This window comes from Pseudovibrio sp. Ad5, from assembly GCF_001623095.1.
GTDB lineage: Bacteria > Pseudomonadota > Alphaproteobacteria > Rhizobiales > Stappiaceae > Pseudovibrio.
In genome coordinates this window covers 238321-257443 of sequence record NZ_LMCH01000065.1, presented here as the reverse complement: position 1 = coordinate 257443, position 19123 = coordinate 238321, and the positions used below count along the sequence as shown (strand labels likewise).

General features: G+C 51.5%; 20 protein-coding genes. 11 read left to right on the top strand and 9 right to left on the bottom strand.

Annotated elements, in window-relative coordinates; translation table 11 throughout:
* Window positions 1-553: 553 nt before the first annotated feature.
* The 11 genes from PsAD5_RS24330 to PsAD5_RS24280 all read left to right on the top strand — a co-directional run bounded on the left by PsAD5_RS24330 (window position 554) and on the right by PsAD5_RS24280 (window position 10507).
* Window positions 554-943, top strand: coding sequence for a hypothetical protein (locus PsAD5_RS24330; protein WP_057463607.1), 390 nt, complete (start codon window positions 554-556; stop codon window positions 941-943).
* 73 nt (window positions 944-1016) lie between these two features.
* Window positions 1017-2855, top strand: coding sequence for an ABC transporter ATP-binding protein (locus tag PsAD5_RS24325; protein ID WP_063293991.1), 1839 nt, complete (start codon window positions 1017-1019; stop codon window positions 2853-2855).
* A 366-nt stretch (window positions 2856-3221) separates the two neighbouring features.
* Complete coding sequence (gene petA / locus PsAD5_RS24320) at window positions 3222-3782, top strand: ubiquinol-cytochrome c reductase iron-sulfur subunit (RefSeq protein ID WP_057463604.1); 561 nt, start codon at window positions 3222-3224, stop codon at window positions 3780-3782.
* A gap of 23 nt (window positions 3783-3805) precedes the next feature.
* The gene (locus tag PsAD5_RS24315) at window positions 3806-5062 is read left to right on the top strand and encodes a cytochrome b (RefSeq protein ID WP_057463603.1); all 1257 of its coding nucleotides are present in this window, start codon (window positions 3806-3808) and stop codon (window positions 5060-5062) included.
* A gap of 18 nt (window positions 5063-5080) precedes the next feature.
* Window positions 5081-5923 (top strand): cytochrome c1, encoded by an 843-nt coding sequence (locus tag PsAD5_RS24310; RefSeq protein WP_057463602.1) that lies wholly within the window; start codon window positions 5081-5083, stop codon window positions 5921-5923.
* A gap of 144 nt (window positions 5924-6067) precedes the next feature.
* Window positions 6068-6940: an S-methyl-5'-thioadenosine phosphorylase gene (locus PsAD5_RS24305; protein WP_057463600.1), complete on the top strand. Its 873-nt coding sequence runs from the start codon at window positions 6068-6070 to the stop codon at window positions 6938-6940.
* Window positions 6941-7017: 77 nt separating this feature from the next.
* The gene (locus PsAD5_RS24300) at window positions 7018-7572 is read left to right on the top strand and encodes an adenine phosphoribosyltransferase (protein WP_057463664.1); all 555 of its coding nucleotides are present in this window, start codon (window positions 7018-7020) and stop codon (window positions 7570-7572) included.
* A complete protein-coding gene (gene bluB / locus PsAD5_RS24295; RefSeq protein WP_057463599.1) occupies window positions 7569-8279 on the top strand; it encodes a 5,6-dimethylbenzimidazole synthase in 711 nt (236 codons plus the stop codon). The genes PsAD5_RS24300 and bluB overlap by 4 nt, the downstream gene beginning before the upstream one ends.
* On the top strand, window positions 8264-8758 hold the full coding sequence (locus PsAD5_RS24290; protein ID WP_063293990.1) for a GNAT family N-acetyltransferase: 495 nt from the start codon (window positions 8264-8266) through the stop codon (window positions 8756-8758). The genes bluB and PsAD5_RS24290 overlap by 16 nt, the downstream gene beginning before the upstream one ends.
* Window positions 8759-8827: 69 nt before the next feature.
* Complete coding sequence (locus tag PsAD5_RS24285) at window positions 8828-9622, top strand: DeoR/GlpR family DNA-binding transcription regulator (protein WP_063293989.1); 795 nt, start codon at window positions 8828-8830, stop codon at window positions 9620-9622.
* A gap of 75 nt (window positions 9623-9697) precedes the next feature.
* Window positions 9698-10507, top strand: a complete 810-nt coding sequence (locus PsAD5_RS24280; protein WP_208980629.1) for a DeoR/GlpR family DNA-binding transcription regulator — start codon at window positions 9698-9700, stop codon at window positions 10505-10507.
* Window positions 10508-10584: 77 nt separating this feature from the next.
* On the opposite strand, the gene ychF is transcribed toward PsAD5_RS24280, so the two are convergent.
* The 9 genes from ychF to lgt all read right to left on the bottom strand — a co-directional run bounded on the left by ychF (window position 10585) and on the right by lgt (window position 19005).
* Entirely contained in the window at window positions 10585-11685 is a 1101-nt protein-coding gene (ychF, locus tag PsAD5_RS24275) for a redox-regulated ATPase YchF (protein WP_063293987.1), read from the bottom strand.
* The gene (gene pth / locus PsAD5_RS24270; RefSeq protein WP_063293986.1) at window positions 11686-12450 is read right to left on the bottom strand and encodes an aminoacyl-tRNA hydrolase; all 765 of its coding nucleotides are present in this window, start codon (window positions 12448-12450) and stop codon (window positions 11686-11688) included.
* Window positions 12451-12479: 29 nt separating this feature from the next.
* Window positions 12480-13094, bottom strand: coding sequence for a 50S ribosomal protein L25/general stress protein Ctc (locus PsAD5_RS24265; protein WP_063290037.1), 615 nt, complete (start codon window positions 13092-13094; stop codon window positions 12480-12482).
* Window positions 13095-13308: 214 nt separating this feature from the next.
* Window positions 13309-14244 carry a ribose-phosphate pyrophosphokinase gene (locus PsAD5_RS24260; protein ID WP_057463594.1) on the bottom strand — a complete coding sequence of 312 codons (936 nt, stop codon included), beginning with the start codon at window positions 14242-14244 and terminating at the stop codon, window positions 13309-13311.
* Between the two features lie 234 nt (window positions 14245-14478).
* The gene (locus PsAD5_RS24255; RefSeq protein ID WP_057463593.1) at window positions 14479-14982 is read right to left on the bottom strand and encodes a hypothetical protein; all 504 of its coding nucleotides are present in this window, start codon (window positions 14980-14982) and stop codon (window positions 14479-14481) included.
* A 77-nt stretch (window positions 14983-15059) separates the two neighbouring features.
* The gene (locus PsAD5_RS24250; protein ID WP_193757761.1) at window positions 15060-16220 is read right to left on the bottom strand and encodes a M24 family metallopeptidase; all 1161 of its coding nucleotides are present in this window, start codon (window positions 16218-16220) and stop codon (window positions 15060-15062) included.
* 71 nt (window positions 16221-16291) lie between these two features.
* Window positions 16292-17059 carry a peptidoglycan editing factor PgeF gene (gene pgeF, locus PsAD5_RS24245; protein WP_063293984.1) on the bottom strand — a complete coding sequence of 256 codons (768 nt, stop codon included), beginning with the start codon at window positions 17057-17059 and terminating at the stop codon, window positions 16292-16294.
* A 24-nt stretch (window positions 17060-17083) separates the two neighbouring features.
* The gene (locus tag PsAD5_RS24240; RefSeq protein ID WP_063293983.1) at window positions 17084-18175 is read right to left on the bottom strand and encodes a class I SAM-dependent methyltransferase; all 1092 of its coding nucleotides are present in this window, start codon (window positions 18173-18175) and stop codon (window positions 17084-17086) included.
* A complete protein-coding gene (lgt, locus tag PsAD5_RS24235) occupies window positions 18172-19005 on the bottom strand; it encodes a prolipoprotein diacylglyceryl transferase (RefSeq protein WP_063293982.1) in 834 nt (277 codons plus the stop codon). The genes PsAD5_RS24240 and lgt overlap by 4 nt, the downstream gene beginning before the upstream one ends.
* Window positions 19006-19123: the final 118 nt, after the last annotated feature.

Genomic DNA, 19123 nt, shown 5'->3' with positions numbered 1-19123 from the left:
GCGTTGTTTCCTGAAAGATTGGCTTATGGAAGCATCTCTTGGGCATCTAGAGGAACCCAAGGAAAATCTCCAGAAAAATCATAGAGTTTGTTGATAGGTGGAGCGTTCCGGTGGGTGAAACCTAATGGAAATCAAGAGGTTCTATCTGAATTCGTGATATATGTTGCGAAAAAGATACACCACATCCTAAAGTGGTTTTCCGTATTTTTTGGGGCTAGGCATGTCTCCGCCTTTATGAGTATAAGCATCTCGCACCGGCCGAGAGCCCTCATCTTACTTGACGAGACTCTCCGAGTTGCTGATCGCCCGATCAGCTATTTTTTAACGTTGGAACTAGGGAGACATACATGATTACTGAATTTGTGCTCGTGAACGTAAATGTTCTCCCAGCGACTGGCGCATGTGCTATGCATCCCGCCAAAAACGCAGGTTACGCCGTTTCCGCTTAGAAGGCGGATTTCCAACACTTTCTAGCTCGTATTTTCTTAATGCAGCCCTCTTCACGGACGTATTACGTCTGCGGTTGCATGCATATGTTGTCGGAGTATCTCCAATGATTACGTCATTTATCTGGGCGCAGATCGCGTCCCGTGACGATTCTGCATCTCAAATTCCGGTCGATGGTGGCCGGTATGTGCGCTCGGCTGGTTCTGAAAAAGGAACATTTTCTCAAAGCCTTGGGCACGCATTCTGGTTCTTGATGATTAGTGCCGGAATCGCATTTTTTACAATTATTCCAACGCTCTACGCAGAGTTGGCTACGGTAGAAATTGTAAGAGCAAACGGAATCAATGAGGCTGGCTCTCTGTTTCAGGGACGTTTGATTGATACCCTGGTTGGAGCTTTTGCTGTTGGGGTTGGAATTGCCAGTGTTATCTGGACTTTTTCCGGCTCTCCGAAAGATAACCGGGATCCTTACGATCGAGATGAGCGGCTGCAGTAAGCAGCCGTCATCCTCTTACCATGTTGACGTGGTAGCGCACCTTGCAAACCAAATATCTTAATTGGGATTTGTCATGTTCTCTTATTTTGAGAAGCTTATTGACCCATTCAAAATGGAAGAGATCGAGACTCCTCCAAGTAAGTTTTGGGGGTTTATTTGGTATTATACCAAGCCTGTTTCAATACTACTTGTTGTGATCGCCTTTTTCGCTGCATCTATTGCAGTAATTGAAGTGGTCATCTTTACGTTTATGGGTGATTTGGTGAACTGGTTAGGCACCGAAGACCCGGAAACGTTCTTTGCCGACAACTGGGGCCATCTGATCTGGATGGGTGTTGTTCTTCTTGTGATTTCGCCGATCATGTCAGCAGTGTGGGAGATGTTCTTCCATCAAGGATTGGTTGGTAACTATCCAATGCTGATCAGGTGGAAGGGGCACCGACAGTTACTTCGACAGAGTTTGACTTTCTTCCATAATGACTTTGCAGGTCGCATTGCTAACAAGCTGATGCAGACTTCTCTTGCTGTGCGGGAAGTTATTACGCGTATTGTCGATATATTTGTCTATGTAATTGTTTACTTCCTGGCTGCGCTTGTTGTGCTTGTGAGCGCAGATTGGCGTCTTGCATTGCCGATGATCGGTTGGTTGCTCTCCTACTTCCTCGTCATGTACGTCTTTGTTCCCAAGCTTAAGCGTATTTCCAAGAAGCAAGCAGATGCCCGGTCTGTGATGACTGGTCATGTCGTTGATGCCTATACGAATATCTCGACCGTAAAGCTGTTTTCACATGCATCGCGTGAAGAAGACTATGCCAAAGGTTCCATGAGCACTTTCATGGATACCGTGCATAAGCAGATGCGGAATGTGACAAAGCTGAACATCTGCCTGACGCTGATCAATAATCTGCTCTTGTTGTCTCTTGGCGCTCTGTCCATCTGGCTTTGGCAGAGGGCTTTGGTGACGACTGGTGATATCGCGATTGCGATTGGTCTGGCCTTGCGTTTGCAGGGTATGTCTCAGTGGATTCTTTGGGAAGTTGCTGGTCTGTTTGAGAATATCGGTACGGTTCAGGACGGATTGGGCATGTTGTCCCGGCATACTGAGGTCACTGATAAGCAAGATGCGAAAGCGCTTGTTGTTTCTGACGCGGAAATTCGCTTTGAAGATGTGAAGTTCCACTATGGCAAAGGCAGCGGCGTTCTGGAGAACCTGTCGCTCAACATTAAACCGGGTGAGAAAATCGGGATTGTTGGTCGCTCGGGTGCGGGTAAATCGACCCTGATGAACTTGCTGCTGCGCTTCCATGATCTGGAAGGTGGACGCATTGCCATTGATGGTCAGGATATTCGCGGCGTGACGCAAGAGAGCCTGCGCCAGAATGTTGGTGTGGTTTCTCAGGACACGTCTTTGCTGCACCGGACGATCCTGGAAAACATCACCTACGGCAAAGACGGCGCAACACTGGAAGAGGCAACTGAAGCGGCGAGACGGGCTCATGCTCTGGAGTTTATTGATGGCCTGAAAGACCCTGAAGGGCGGACTGGCTTTGATACTCTGGTGGGCGAGCGCGGTGTGAAACTCTCTGGCGGTCAGCGTCAGCGCGTCGCTATCGCGCGCGTCTTGCTGAAGGATGCTCCGATCCTTGTTCTGGACGAAGCAACGTCTGCTTTGGACTCAGAAGTGGAAGCTGCGATCCAGGAAAGCCTGTTCGAATTGATGGAAGGTAAGACAGTTATTGCAATTGCCCACCGACTTTCCACAATTGCGGCAATGGATCGCCTCATTGTCATGGATCAAGGCAAGATCGTCGAGATGGGTACCCATGAGGAACTTCTGAAATCCGAAGGTATCTATGGAAACCTCTGGAATCACCAATCTGGCGGTTTCCTTGCACAAGTTGCCGCCGAATAAGGATTCCTGACAGGGAATCAAGCGGTTTAAACCAAAAGTGGTTCGGGGAGAGTTTGCGTCCTATGGTCCCCGAACCACTCGACTTTTGACTCATATTTGCGTGTCAAAATCTCAATTGATCCCGTTTTTTTCCTCTTATGCCCAAGTTGTCTGCGACAATAAGTCCGCAAATTTTTAACCAGTCTAGACAAGTGCGACCATTGGTGGCAGATAGCATCCGTCAATATAAGTGCGTATTTAGCGCATTTTCACCTATGTCTTCTTTGCGGTGTATAGACAGTGACCGGTTTTGACTGGTTGCGGGCCTGTCCTCACAGAAGAGATCGTAGGTGTTCTCTTTCAATTTTGTTTCGAGAGGACGCGACCTTGGAACACACGGACACGGCTGAACCGTCACGCCGCGATTTTCTTTACATCGCGACCGGTGCCGTGGGCGCGGTCGGTGCGGGAGCTCTGGCTTGGCCCTTTATCCATCAGATGAACCCCGATGCATCTGCACTGGCTTTGGCTTCTATCGAAGTTGATGTTTCTGCGGTTGAAGTCGGGCAATCCATCACTGTGACCTGGCGTGGTAAGCCGGTCTTTATCCGTCAACGTACGGAAAAAGAGATCGCTGAAGCGACAGAAGTGCCTATTGCTGATCTGCCAGACCAGTTTGCACGTAATGCTAACCTAGAAGATGGTGCGGACGCATCTGACGCAAACCGCGCTACGACAGGTAAAGAAGCCTGGCTGGTTATGGTTGGCGTTTGTACGCACCTGGGCTGTGTGCCTCTTGGTGAAGCTGGTGAATACGGCGGCTGGTTCTGCCCATGTCACGGCTCCCACTACGACACTGCTGGTCGTATTCGTAAAGGCCCGGCTCCAGAAAACATGCTCGTGCCGCCTTACAAGTTTTCCAGCGACGACGTTGTTGTAATCGGCTGACGAGGCCCTTTCAGGAGGCAGCTATGGCTGGTCATTCTACTTATGAACCGCAAAACGCTGGCGCCAAATGGCTTGAGCGTCGTTTGCCGGTACTCTCCCTTGTACATGGGAGTTTTGTTGCGTTTCCTACCCCGAAGAACCTGAACTACTGGTGGACCTTCGGCGGTATCGCATTTTTCGTGCTCGTTGTTCAGCTCATTACCGGTATCGTTCTGGTAATGCACTACACGCCGAATGATGCGCTCGCATTTGCATCCGTTGAGCACATCATGCGCGATGTGAACTACGGATGGTTGATGCGTTATCTGCACTCAAATGGTGCATCCATGTTCTTCTTCGCAGTGTACATCCACATCTTCCGCGGTATGTACTACGGTTCTTACAAAGAGCCGCGCGAAATTGCATGGATCCTGGGTGTGTTGCTGTTCTTCCTCATGGTGCTTACCGCATTCATGGGCTACGTGCTTCCTTGGGGCCAGATGTCTCTTTGGGGTGCAACGGTTATTACGAACCTGTTTTCTGCAGTTCCAGTTGTTGGTGAAGCAATCACCACATGGCTCTGGGGTGGTTTCGCAGTTGGTAACCCAACACTGAACCGCTTCTTCTCACTGCATTATCTGCTGCCGTTCGTGATCCTTGGCGTTGTGATGCTGCACATCTGGGCGTTCCACGTTGCTGGTAACAACAACCCAGTTGGTGTTGATCCTAAGTCCGATAAAGACACAGTTCCATTCCATCCGTACTACACGTTGAAGGATCTGTTCGCGATCGTTGTCTTTATGATCCTGTTCTCCTGGTTCGTGTTCTACCTGCCAAACTATCTGGGTCATGCTGATAACTACATTCCAGCGAACCCAATGGTGACACCAGCGCACATCGTTCCAGAATGGTTCCTTCTGCCATTTTATGCGATCCTGCGTGCGATCACTTTCGATATTGGTCCAATTCCTTCCAAGCTCGGTGGTGTGATTGCCATGGGTGGTGCGATTGCGATCTTGTTCGTGTTGCCTTGGCTTGACACTTCCAAAGTTCGTTCAGCGAATTACCGTCCTGTTTACCGGTTCTTCTTCTGGCTCTTCTTCTTCACCACAATCATGTTGGGGTGGCTTGGATCTAAGCCTGCTGAGCAGCCATACATTGCCTGGATCCAGTTCTTTACGGTCCTCTACTTCGCACACTTCCTGATCGTTCTTCCAGTTCTCGGACTGATCGAAACGCCTCGGAAAGTTCCTGACTCAATCAACGATGCAGTGCTGGGTAAGTCCAGTGATGCGGCTTAAGGGCAGGGGATTTTAAAGATGAAAAATCTAATGTTCAAAAGCGCTCGTGCTCTGGCTGTTGTTGCAGGTCTTGCTGTAGCTGGTCCGGCTCTTGCAGCTGGCGAAGGACCTCACGTCGAAAAGCAGCCTTGGTCTTTTGCTGGCCCATTCGGTCAGTTTGACAAAGCGCAGCTGCAGCGCGGCTTCCAGGTGTACCAGGAAGTTTGTTCTGCCTGTCATGGACTGAGCTACGTCGCATTCCGTAACCTTGCTGAGGAAGGCGGACCAGGTTTCTCTGTTGATGAAGTGAAGGCTCTTGCAGCTGAATACTCCATCGAAGATGGCCCGGACAGTGAAGGTGAAATGTTTGAGCGTGACGGTAAGCCGTTCGACAAATTTCCATCACCATTCCCGAACGAGCAAGCTGCACGTGCTTCTAACAATGGTGCTTACCCACCAGACCTTTCTTTGATGGCAAAAGCGCGCGCTGCCCTTCGTGGTTTCCCTTGGTTTGTTCTTGATGTTGCCACGCAGTATCAGGAAAACGGCCCGGATTACCTGTACGGCCTGCTAACTGGCTACCATGAGGCACCTGAGGGTGTTGAGGTTCCAGAAGGTCAGTACTACAATCCAGGCTTCATTTCAGGGTCCACGCTTGCAATGGCGCCTCCGCTGTCTGATGAGCTGGTTGAGTACTCCGACGGTTCTCCAATGACTGTTGATCAGTATGCTCGTGACGTTTCTGCATTCCTGATGTGGACTGCTGAGCCTCATCTGGAATCACGCAAGCGTATCGGCTTTGGTGTGATGGCATTCCTGATCCTGTTCGCATCGCTGCTGTACTTTACAAAGCGTAAGATCTGGAGAGATGTTGACCACTAAGGTCACATTTATAAATTCAAAAAGGGCTATCCTAATCGGGTAGCCCTTTTTTTTGGGGTTGCTGGCTGGATTTGATGTACCGCCAACTTCCTATCAGTGAATCAGGTAAGGTTGCGCCGACACAGGCAAAGCGGAGAGAGCGATATGCAGGCGGTTCTGGGCATTATCGGAGGTTCTGGCCTCTACAATATTCCTGGTTTTGAAAATGCCCGATGGGAACGGATCGAAAGCCCGTGGGGTGAGCCAAGTGATGATGTTTGCATCTGCGAGATTGGTGGTCTGAAGGTTGTTTTCCTGCCTCGTCACGGTCGTGGACATGTGCACTCTCCAACCGAGATCAATTATCGTGCAAATATTGACGTGCTTAAGCGGGCTGGTGTCACAGACCTGATTTCCGTCAGCGCCTGCGGGTCCTTGAAAGAGGAATATGCACCGGGAACTTTCGTTCTTGTTGACCAGTTCATCGATCGTACGTTTGCGCGCGAAAAGAGCTTTTTTGGAACTGGCTGCGTGGCGCATGTCTCCGTTGCTGATCCTATTTCGCCACTGCTGGTGGATGTTGTTGAAAGTGCCTGTCAAGAAGAGGGCCTTACGTATAGCCGCGGCGGTACTTATCTGGCTATGGAAGGGCCTCAGTTTTCTTCCAAGGCAGAAAGCCTCCTCTACCGCTCCTGGGGCTGTGACGTTATTGGTATGACAAACATGCCGGAAGCCAAACTGGCCCGTGAAGCGGAAATCAGTTATTCAACTGTGGCGATGGTAACGGATTACGACAGTTGGCATGCCGACCACGGAAACGTAGATATCAACGCGATCATCAAGGTTCTACACGAGAACGTGGAAAGTGCTCAGAAGCTTGTCCTAGCTGTTGCCCGGAAACTGCCGAGAGAGCACCAGCAGTGCCCGGTTGGTTCCAACACGGCACTTGATTTTGCGATTATGACTGCTGAGGACAAAAGAGACCCGGCACTGCTTGCAAAGCTTGATGCTGTTGCTGGACGTGTGCTGCGCAAATAATCGAGCACAGATCGCTTATGGGGCCCTCGTTGAAGGGCTTCTTACAAAAACTATGCAATTCAAACGCGGAAATGACCATGACTGACATAACTAACAGTATCTCAGAGGAGCTGATTGCGTCCATTCGGACCATTCCAGACTATCCAAAGGAAGGTATTCTGTTTCGCGATATCACAACACTGCTGAGTGATCCTCGCGCCTTCCGCCGTGCGGTTGATGCACTGGTACAGCCTTGGGCTGGCTCCAAGATTGAGCAGGTTGCTGGTATCGAGGCGCGCGGCTTTATTCTTGGTGGTGCTGTGGCTCACCAGCTCTCCGCCGGTTTCTTGCCAGTGCGTAAGAAGGGTAAGCTGCCGTTTAAGACCATCGAGCAGGAATATGAGCTGGAGTATGGTACCGATACCATTGAGATCCACTGTGATGCTGTAAAGCCCGGTGAGAAGGTTATTCTGGTTGATGACCTGATTGCGACTGGTGGGACCGCAGAAGCTGCTGTGAAGCTTCTGAGAAGCGCTGGGGCCGACATCGTGGCTGCGTGCTTCATTGTCGATTTGCCAGAACTGCAAGGACGTGCAAAACTGGAAGCACTCGATATTCCTGTCAGGACATTGGTGGAGTTTCCCGGTCATTGAATGACGCCTTTGTAGAGAATGGCCCGCAGTTTTCTGCGGCCTTCAATCACGATTTTGAATTGCTTTTGAAATGGCGCCGGGATGTGCGCCATTTTAAGCAAGACATTATTGATCGCGAAACTGTTGATGAGCTTTTGCGATTAACTGATCTTTCCCCAAGCGTCGGCAACAGTCAGCCGTGGCGCTTTATCGAGATGAGCCAACCTGCGAACCGCGAGGCTGTTTATCTCAATTTCCAACAGGCAAATTCTGAAGCTCTTAAGGGCTATAAAGGGGAGCGGGCAGAAAGCTATACCAAGCTCAAGCTGCAAGGCTTGACCGATGCTCCGCTGCAATTTGCTGTATTTTGTGATCTTGATCCAACGCAGGGAGGTGGGCTCGGACGGCAGACAATGCCAGAGACGCTGGCTTATTCTTGTGTTAGCGCAATTAATTGCCTCTGGCTTGCTGCTAGAGCAAAAGGCATTGGTGTCGGTTGGGTGTCTATTCTCAACCCTGACAGTATCGGGCAGTTGTTTGGTGTTCCTGAAAACTGGAAATTTGTTGCCTATCTTTGCATAGGTTACCCCTGTGAGAACAACGAAGTCCCCGAACTGCAGCGCACTGGCTGGCAGGCACGTACTGCCACTGAATTGCGAATGTTAAAAGATATTGATCTAGTCAGGCCAGAAGCCAAACAGGAGTCTTCTTCGTGTCAATCCAAGTAAGAGCAATTGAACCAGAAGATCGAGAGCAGGTTGTTGAACTGCTCGTTAACCGGTGGACCAGTCCTGAGCAATTGCTTGATGGTGAAATGGTGGATGCCTCACGTCTGCCCGGATATCTCGCTCTGGATGAAGGGCGTCTTGTGGGGATGATTACGTTGATCAAGCGGGAGCAGGAATGGGAGATCCTTACGCTGGATTCGCTACAGCGCTGGGGCGGCATTGGTACGCTTCTGCTGGATGCTTCCGTTGATGCTGCGCGGCAGGAAGGTCTTGGCCGGATTATGGTGCGGACCTCTAACGACAATCTGGATGCATTTCGGTTTTATCAAAGACGTGGCTTCCGCTTAGAAAAAGTGGTGCAGGGCGTCATTGATGAGGAACGTAAGGTAAAGCCAGAAATACCAGTCACAGGCTTGCACGGCATACCGCTGCGTGACGAGGTGATTTTTGGACGCGACATCACCGGCAATCGATCTTAGCTTTACATTCAAACGGTATTTGACTAATTTTATGAAAGATTAAATAAAATTGTATATGAGGGTTGTGTTGTGATCGTCCGCATAATCGAATTGGTGCGACGCTATAGAACGATACGGCTCTCCTTACTGGCCACTGTACTGGATTGCTCTGTCGATGAGATCCTGTATGCCGTTGATGGCCTGGAAAACAACAGTATCATGCGCGTGCGAGGCAGTTCCCTGGTTTCGAATGAGGCCATTGCAGAGAGTGATATCAGCGTGCGCATGCACTCTCGGTTTGCCGAGAAGAATGCCATTGGCAAACTTGCTGCCAGCCTGATTAAGGATGGTGAAAGTTTGCTGATTGAGGCGGGCAGTACGCTTTCCCTTTTTGCCAATCATCTGAAAGAGAAGAAAAATCTCTCCATCGCGACGACAAGCCCGCTGATTGCGGAGAGCCTTGTCCGGCATAGTCGTACATGTAATGTTGAGTTGATTGGCGGCAGGTTGGAAGCGCATACCACTGCGCTTCATGGGGAAGAGACACAGGCGCGTATTCGTGATCTGAAGGTGGACTGGACCGTCCTGAGCCCGACGAGCATGTGTATTCAAAAAGGGGCCTGCTACTTCCACAAGGTTGATGCTGAAACCAGCTTGCTTATGCAGCGCAGTGCGCAGAAAACTATGATGTTGAATGATAGTTCCAAATTGGGCGTTCCCAGCCGCTATACCGCGCAAACAATGCAGGGTGTTGATGTCTTTATTACTGATAATAATGGGGAATTAGGCTTTGCTGAAGTCGATCATCATCTTAGAAAAGCGCGCGTTTTTCATGCGATTTCCGAGGATGCTGACAGCGAAGATTTCATTCTTCTGAACAGTTGATAAATTTTAATCTTTTTCGATAAAAATGAACATTGTTTACTACCGGAATAGTATCTGGGATCTAGGCCAATTTAGATGATTAATGACTTAATGGTGGACGTTCTCGCCAATCTGGTTAAGCGCCACAGACGTATTTCATTGACTGCTGCGGCAGATATTTTAGGAATGGATTTTGAAGAACTCACCAGTCTGGCGAAGGTGTTGTCGGATCGTGAGGAATTTGAACTCTTCGATAATTCTATTTGCTTCCTCATGCCACGAGATCAGGATGCCTATCGAGTAAGGCTTCGCAGCCATTACATCGAGAAGTATGCGATTGGTCGGCTGGCGACTTCGTTCTTCAAGACTGGTGACCATGTGGTTGTTGAGTCCGGAAGCACAATGACAATCCTGGCGCAGCATCTTGCTCAGGTGCCGCAGATAAAGGTTTCGACCAACTCGTATGCGGTCGCCTCAATGATGATTGGGGCTGAGACAGCTGCAGACATCCATGTGATTGGCGGCAATCTCTATACCGATGGGCAGGGGGCTTTGGGGCCGATTGCTCTGGGTACGGTTGAGAGCCTCGAGGCGGACTGGGGGATCATTTGTCCTGTCGGTTTGTCCACTGAGGGGGATCTCATGTACTACGTGGAAGAGGAAGCTAAGTTTGCGCGGGCCGTCATGGCGTCTTGCAAGCGAACTATGGTGCTGTGTAACTCCAGCAAGATTGGCGTTCCGAGCCGGTTCGTTGCTAATTCATGCGCTCAGGCAGACATGCTGATCGTGGATAGCGGCGTTGAGCCAAGTATTCTTGACAAGCTGATCGCGCAGGGCGTGAAAGAAGTCCATGTGGCTGATGTGGAGGCAGAAGCTTCCAGTGAGATTGTTTTGTTAGATATTTGATTCTTATCTCATTGATTTTTCAATAAAAAAGGCGCTCGATTGAGCGCCTTTTGTTTTATAGCGATTGTGCCATAGACTTATGTATTGAACTTGAAGAGCAGCACATCGCCATCCTGAACGATGTATTCCTTGCCTTCGTCGCGTGCTTTGCCTGCTTCTTTAGCCGGGTTTTCGCCGCCAAGCTCAACGTAGTCGTTGTAAGCGATGGTTTGTGCGCGAATGAAGCCGCGTTCAAAGTCCGTATGGATGACGCCAGCAGCCTGAGGGGCTTTGGTGCCTCTTGATACGGTCCAGGCGCGTGTTTCTTTCGGGCCAGCTGTGAAGTAGGTGATCAGGTGCAGCAGGTCGTAGCCTGCGCGGATCAAACGGTCTAGGCCAGGCTCTTCCAAGCCCATGTCAGCCATGTATTCACGCTGCTCTTCGTCTTCCAGTTGTGCAATTTCTGCTTCAATCGCGGCTGAGATGACAACGGAGGCTGCGCCTTGCTCTTCTGCCATAGCCTGAACCTTAGCGGACAGGCCGTTGCCTTTGTCTGCTGATTCTTCTTCCACGTTACACACGTAGAGAACTGGCTTGGATGTCAGCAGGTTCAGCATTTCGAGCTGTTTGACGTCTTCCGGGTCGGTGAGGCCAAGTGCGCGCACTGGCTTACCATCCTGAAGAATTGCGAGTGCCTGTTCCATAATCGGAAGAGCCATCTTGGCGTCTTTGTCGCCAGACTTCGCTTTTTTAGCGAGCGGCGCAATACGCTTTTCGAGGCTTTCCATGTCAGAAACCATCAGTTCGGTTTCGACTGTTTCTGCATCAGCGATTGGATCGATCTTGCCATCAACGTGCGTGATGTCGTCGTCTTCGAAGCAGCGCAGAACGTGTGCGATCGCGTCTACTTCGCGGATGTTAGCGAGGAACTGGTTGCCCAGGCCTTCCCCTTTGGACGCGCCGCGCACGAGGCCTGCAATGTCTACGAAAGTCAGGCGGGTCGGGATGATCTCTTTGGAGCCAGCGATTGCTGCAATCTTGGACTGGCGTGGATCTGGCACAGCAACATCACCAGTGTTTGGCTCAATGGTGCAGAACGGATAGTTTGCTGCCTGCGCCGCTGCTGTCTTCGTCAGAGCGTTGAAGAGGGTAGACTTACCAACGTTAGGCAAGCCGACGATGCCGCACTGAAAACCCATTTATTCTTGTCCTTTCGATCCAAACAGCTGCTCAAGCGCTGACGCGAGCGGCCCTTTTTTGTTAGCTTCTTTGTCCTGATAGCCCGTTGCTTTTGGAGCTGGCTTTTTTTCTGGTTCAGGCTTGGCGGGGTCCTGCTTCTTTTTAACAGCAGCCTCGCGAGAGCTGTCCTTTTTGTAAGGTTTACCAGAGCCTTCCGGGCGTGTTGCCAGTGTCACCTTGTTGGCGAACTGGTTGTCGTGATGTTGTGCAAGCAAAGGAGCGTTGTCTGCAACTGCCTCCAGAAGAGGCTCAAGCCACTCCTGATCCGCTTTTGCAAAATCACCCAAGACCCATTGATGTACGCGGTCTTTATGGCCGGGATGGCCAATACCAAGGCGTACACGGCGATAGGCATCCGTGATGTGTGCTGTGATGGAGCGCAGGCCATTGTGGCCTCCGTGACCGCCGCCATTCTTCATGCGGAATTTCGCAGGAGGCAGGTCCAGCTCGTCATAGAGCACGACAACATCTTGTGGGGTGAGCTTGTAGAAACGGAGTGCTTCACCTACGGAGCGACCGGATTCGTTCATGTAGGTCATTGGCTTCATCAGCAGGACTTTTTCACCTGCCAAAGTGCCTTCAGAAACCTGAGCCTGAAAGCGAGCCCGCCACGGGCTGAATGAGCTATGGCGGCGATGAATTTCATCTGCCGCCATGAACCCGATATTGTGACGATTACTCTCGTATTTAGGGCCTGGATTACCGAGGCCGACTAACAGCTTCATAGGTATTGTCCCAAGCCCTAGTTAGAGAATTACTCTTCGCCTTCACCTTCTTCAGAAGCGTCGTCGTCTTCTTTCAGACCTGCTGGTGCAACAATCGTGGAGATTGTGAAGTCGCGGTCTGTAATGGTCGGAGCACAACCAGCTGGGAGCTTAACAGCAGAGATATGCTGAGAAGAACCGAGGTCAGCTTCACCAAGATCGATTTCGAGAGCTTCTGGGATAGCGTTCGCTGGAACAGTCATTTCAACAGTGTGACGTACAACGTTGATAACACCACCGCGCTTAAGGCCTGGGGAAGTTTCTTCGTTGAGGAACTTCACTGGGATTTCAACGGTCAGAGTAGCGTTTGCAGAAACACGCAGGAAGTCAACGTGCATCAGAGTGTCTTTTACTGGATGCAGCTGGAAGTCTTTTGCAATTACAGAAGTCTTTTCGCCGTTCAGGTCGATTGTACCGACGTGAGACAGGAAACCGCCCTTATGCAGGGTCATGGTTGCTTCTTTAATTGGCAGGCTGATAGACACTGCTTCTTTTTTGTCGCCGTAGATTACTGCTGGTACAAGACCTTCACGACGAGCTGCACGAGCGGCCCCCTTGCCGGCCCGTTCACGCACCTGTGCTTTCAGCTCATAGCTGTTTGCCATGGTGGAATCTCCTAGTTTGATTATAAAAGTAAGGCCGCGGGAGCGACAGATTTCTGCGCTCAACTACGGCCAACTTCGCACGCCTCCTCCAAGGGTGTCGACGTACGCGGCTCGTATAACCGATACTCCCAGAAAGAGCAAGGGCAACTGCTGAGCCTACAATAAGAAAAACCGAGGCGTACCCCGGTTTCTCAAAGCTTGTGATTAGAGCTCGTTATGAATCGAACAAGCTGGAAACAGAGCGTTCCTGCGATGTGCGATTGATCGCTTCGCCCATGAGTGGGGCTATAGAAATAGTGCGGATGTTTGGAGCAGCCTGAACAGCAGCCGTTGGCTCGATGGAATCGGTGATTACCAGTTCTTTGAGCTTGGATGCTGAAACGCGTGCCACTGCGCCACCTGAGAGGACACCATGTGTGATGTAGGCCGTGACGGACTTGGCACCAGCAGCAAGAAGTGCATCTGCTGCGTTGCAAAGAGTTCCGCCAGAATCGACGATGTCATCCACAAGGATACAATCGTAGCCGCTCACATCACCGATGATGTTCATGACTTCGGATTCACCAGGCTTGTCGCGGCGCTTATCAACGATGGACAGAGGAGCTTCAATGCGCTTTGCTAGTGCACGCGCACGAACCACACCGCCAACATCCGGAGAAACAACCATGACGTTGGTTGTGTCATAGTGCTCTTTGATGTCACGGGTCATCACCGGCGCACCGTAAAGGTTGTCGGTTGGGATGTCGAAGAAGCCCTGAATCTGCGCAGCATGCAGGTCGAGTGTAAGCACTCTGTCTGCACCAGCATTGGTGATCAGGTTGGAAACAAGTTTCGCAGAGATTGGCGTACGAGGCGCTGACTTACGGTCCTGACGGGCGTAGCCAAAGTATGGAACCACTGCGGTAATGCGACGTGCTGAAGAACGGCGGAGCGCATCAATGATGATCAGCAGTTCCATGAGGTGGTCATTTGCCGGATAGCTTGTAGGCTGAATGACAAAGACGTCCTCACCGCGCACGTTCTCCTGGATTTCAACGTAGATTTCTTGGTCTGCAAAGCGGCGAACCTGGCACTTCGACAATGGTACATCAAGATACTTTGAAATTTGCTCGGCCAGCGCGCGATTGGAGTTACCCGCGACGATTTTCATAACCCGCAAGTCCTTCTTGGGCTTTGATCTCACCGTGTGACATTCGTCGGTGGTGAGGTGGAAATTTGCGTCCCTTGGTGGAACCCGATTTCTTCTGGTAAGGCGTCCTGACAGGTCGCCTTGCGCGCCTTTTAGCAACCTCGTCTTAAGCCGACAATAGCCAGAACGCACAGCAGCTCAGCTTTTTTGCAAAAGCTGAGCTGCGTAATTGTGTATCTATTTGATTTTATTAGGTCACTTGCTGTGTAACCATGCTTCTAAAGAAGCAATTGTTCTGGTCGCAATTCTTCGCAGTGCATCGCTTGAAACATCAGCCCATGGATCGCCAGAGTTGCCGCCAGTTTGCTCCTGGCCATCGATCCGGTGAACACGGTTGCCATTTGCGTCAATAATATCAAATACATAGAAGACGGTGGTGGTGTACTGATCGCCAGCTGCGGTCAAGAATCCTTTGACTCGGTACGTTGCTGGTGCACCAACGCGTCTGACGAGGTTGAGATTCGCTGCTGCTGCGCGATTCCCAAGTTGCTCAGAGAGATCGTCGGCAATATTGCCAGGCAGTCCGGTCAGCTGCTCAAATGCAAAAGTTGCTTTTGCCGGAGAGACAGTCGGAGGAGCTGACTTGGTTTCAATCATGTCCCCGATGCTGGAAGGGGGAAGAGGGTTTGCCGCACAGCCTGCAAGAATTGCCATAGCGGCAATGATTAATACCCGAGGTAAAAGTACGAGCTTCAGCATGTCAGTCCTTAAAGTCCACTCAGAGAATCAGCGTGGGGTGCCCCCAATAGATTCGTAAAGGTTAATTATGGCAGTCTTTACCCTGCCTTCACAGGGAGGTCGAGAGAAAGCTGTGATAAGCTTTCAGGGCCATCTGCGTGTGTGATGTAAGTTTGGCCCAAAGTCATAGCGGTTTCGCTGTCTGAATCCATGATGATCATGTGCATAAACAACACCATGTTTTCATGAATTTCATGTGCATTTTCTTTGAAAGCCATGTAGGGCGGCTCCATCCAGCTTGGTGTGAAGCGGGCACCAAGTGAATATCCGCAGGCATTCAGGCGGTGTGGCATCAGGCCGCGATCATCCAGAATGTTGGCGTGTGCAGCAAACAGGTCGCCAAATGTGTTGCCCACCTGCATGGCTTGTTCAACAGCCAGAAGGGCATCTTTTGCGGCGCGGTGGAGCTCCAGATGGCGCGGCGTTGGCTCACCCAGAATAACTGTGCGGATGGAGGCAGCGTGATAATGGCGGTAAACCCCCGCCCATTCGATGGTGAGTTGATCGTTTTCTGAGAGGGTTCTGCGACCAGATTTGTAGCGGCAGAGAAGGGCGTCTGGGCCTGAGCCAATGACGAATTCGTTTGCCGGATAGTCGCCGCCGCCTTCAAACACTGCGCTTTGCATCTTAGCCAGAATGCGGCCTTCGTCGGCTCCGGGTTTGATTTCCTCCATACCGGCAAGGAAAGCAGCATCGGCGAGTTTGCCTGCGGTTCTGACATATTCCAGCTCAGTTGACGATTTGACCAGACGGAGCTCCTTTATGATGTCGGAAGCGTCATCGACGTCTGCAAAGGAGTGCAGAGATTCGTCCAGCAACCGGCCATTGGCAGCGGTGAGGCCGTGGGTGTCATACTCTACGCCGATGCGGGTGCCGAGCAGGTCGAGATCAAACAGAAGCTCTTTTACCTGACCAACCGGAGATTTGCCTGCGACGTCCATCCAGAGGCGAATGTCTTTGAGGTTGGAGGTGTTGCGGGCTTGGCGCAGATCAGCGGAGCGGGTGAGAAGGATAGGTTCTTCACCAGGGCGGTAGATCAAGCACTGGAAGAAGCAATAGCCGAAGGTGTCAAAACCTGTCAGCCAATACATGCTCTCCTGTGCGAAGATCAGCAGGCAATCGAGATGACGCTCTTTGAGTTTGGCGTCCAGAGCAACACGGCGCTCAGCAAATTCTTCCGGTGCAAAGTGCAGGGCCATGGTCTTCTCCCAATCCATAGTTTGCAAAGCAATGTGAAACAGAACTTACTCTTGCTCGTCCGTCAGCACAATCAGGTGGTCAACATGATAGTTGATATCTGACGTCCGTAATCTGGTTCTTTGTTATGGGTGGTTCTTCGGTAGGAGAAGAACCTGTCCGCATCCGCATAGGTGCATAGTTTGAGGTCGACGACGTCTTTGAGGCCAAGTTTGTCCAGTTGGGCTTTGATGAAAGCCGGCAGATCAAACATGCTGTGCAGTGGCTTTTGTGAGGGAATGAAGAATCGCTTGTTATCCTGAGACTGTTCGAGGAAGCGCACCACAAATTCCGGGCCAACCTCATAGGCCTGCTGTGAGATCATCGGGCCCATCACAGCTGTGACGTTCGACGGGTTTGCACCCAGTTGTTGCATGGCTTGAACGGTGTTGGGCAGGATGCCATCGACGGCGCCTTTCCAGCCTGAGTGGGCTGCGCCGATAACTCCGTTGTCCGGATCCGCGAACAGGATCGGGCCGCAGTCTGCGGTCAGGATGCCAATGGCGAGGCCGGGAGTGTTGGTGACGAGAGCGTCTGCGCGCCTGTCATCTTCCTCAGCAAAGGGCGCAGATACGTTCAGCACCTTGGCCGAGTGGATCTGGTAGGGGGTAACCATCCGTTCAGGTGTTGTGCCGAGTTGATCGGCGACGCGGCGGCGGTTTTCCAGAACGTCTTCACGGACATCGCTTGAGCCCAGACCGACGTTGAGGCCTTTGTAGATGCCGGAGGAAACACCTCCTTCGCGGGTGAAGAAGCCATGTGAAAGGCATTGCATTGCGTCAAGCTCTGGCACTTTAATCATTGGCTTCTCCCTGCTTCGATGCGTTCAATTCTGGAAAGGAATTGGTTTTTCTGAGGTGTTGGTGATGCTAAGGACTTTGAAGAGCGTGCCCATCTGGTCATCGGCTGCGAGGCGCTCCACGTCTTTGCGGATCTGGTCCTGATCCAGTGTGGATTTGCCAGTCCCAAGTTGTCCAGTGCGCTCCAGCAGCCCAAGGCCGAGCAGAAACTCGCCCTGACCGATTGGGCCGTGCACGTTTGCCCCTTCTGCAGTGGCTGCGCTGGCGAGTGCCTGAAAGTTGACGTGGGCGGTTAAGTCCGCTTCGCCGCAATGTTCCAGCGTGGAGACGTATTCGTGCTTTTTGAGGGCCTGAAACGTGTCGCCTGTGGCCGTCTTTGCATAGCCGTAATCTATGAGCAGAGCAGCACCGCCGTCTGCCTTGAGGCGCTGACCGATTTGTGAGGCAATTGCGGTGGAGGCTGGAGACAGCTCCAGTGTATCGCCCAGTTTTGCCTGTAAACCGGCTTTGGCGACGTCTGTCGGAGACAGAGTGCCTGAGCCGATGCCAAATGTCAGATTGCCATCGTCATCCAGCCCAACACAGCGCTCACGCCAGCCTTGCTCGGTGAGCTGGTACTGGTGGATCGGGAGAGCATCGAAAAGTTCATTGGCAACGAGCAGGGTTGGTCCATCCGGGATGGTCTCCAGCGTGTTGTGCCACTTGATTGTGTAGGCTTTGAGCAGTTTGCGCTGTGCTTTACGTAAGGATGGACTGGTTTCGACCAGATGTATCTGAATGTTGGCGAGCATCTGCGGGCGTAACGAGATAACGCGCAGGATGTCTTTCATTAAAGTGCCGCGGCCCGGACCCATTTCGACCAGATTCACCGGGCCTTTCAAATCCTGCGACAGCCATTGATGCATAAGCCAGGCACCGATCAGTTCGCCGAACAGCTGTGAGATTTCTGGCGCCGTGGTGAAATCACCTTTCGTCCCGAATGGCTGCTGTCGCATGTAGTAGCCATGCTCGGGATCAGAAAGGCATATGCCCATATATTCAGCGAGGGTCATTGGACCATGGTCCGCGATGCGTTTTTTGATTTTTTCCTGAAGTGGCGTGGACGCAGAGCTGGTCATTTTGCTTCTTTGATTTCCGTGTTTCTTTTGAGAGCCCAAATTACGACGACAATGCCGATCAAAACCATTGGCAGGCTCAACAGCATTCCCATGGTAAAGAAGCCAGCGAGGTAGCCGATGTGGGCATCCGGTACGCGGTAGAATTCTACGAAGGTGCGTGCCAGACCATAACCGATGGCGAAGCTGCCTGCGAGAACGCCCGGTTTTTGCAGCAGTTTGAAGCGATGGGACAACAGGCGCAGCACGAAGAACAGAAGTGCTCCTTCCAGCGCTGCTTCATAAAGCTGGCTTGGGTGTCTTGGTTCTGGCCCGCCGGTTGGGAAGACAACGGCCCATGCCACATCTGTCGGGCGGCCCCATAGCTCTGAGTTGATGAAGTTGGCGATACGCCCGAAAAAGAGACCGATTGGAGCGGCGATGGCGGCCAGATCAAACATGGTCCAACCAGACAGGCCACGTGCTCTGGAATAGATGATCAACACGACAATCATGCCCAGCAGACCACCGTGGAAGGCCATGCCTCCCTCCCATACAGCCAGAATGTCTGCTGGATTGGCGAGGTAGTAGGGCAGATTGTAAAACAGGACGTAGCCGAGGCGCCCACCCAGAACAATGCCGAGCGTTGCCCACATGACGAAGTCGTCGATGTCTGTTGCTGTTGGATGAGCTGTCTTGTTCCAGAGTGGCGAGTTGCGGACGGTTACGATCATGTAGCGCCATGCAAGAAGAATTCCGGCGATATATGCCAGTGCATACCAACGGATGGCCAGTGGTCCGAATTCAATCAGAACCGGATCAATCATCGGGAAAGGTATTGCTAAGAGCGGCATATGAAACCCTTCTGTTATTAAAGTGCCTTGCGCTCAGAGACCTTCACGCACTTTACTCTAATTCGGTTTGTTTGAGCGCATTGCAAGTGTTTGATCGGAGGTTATCAAACCTCATGCG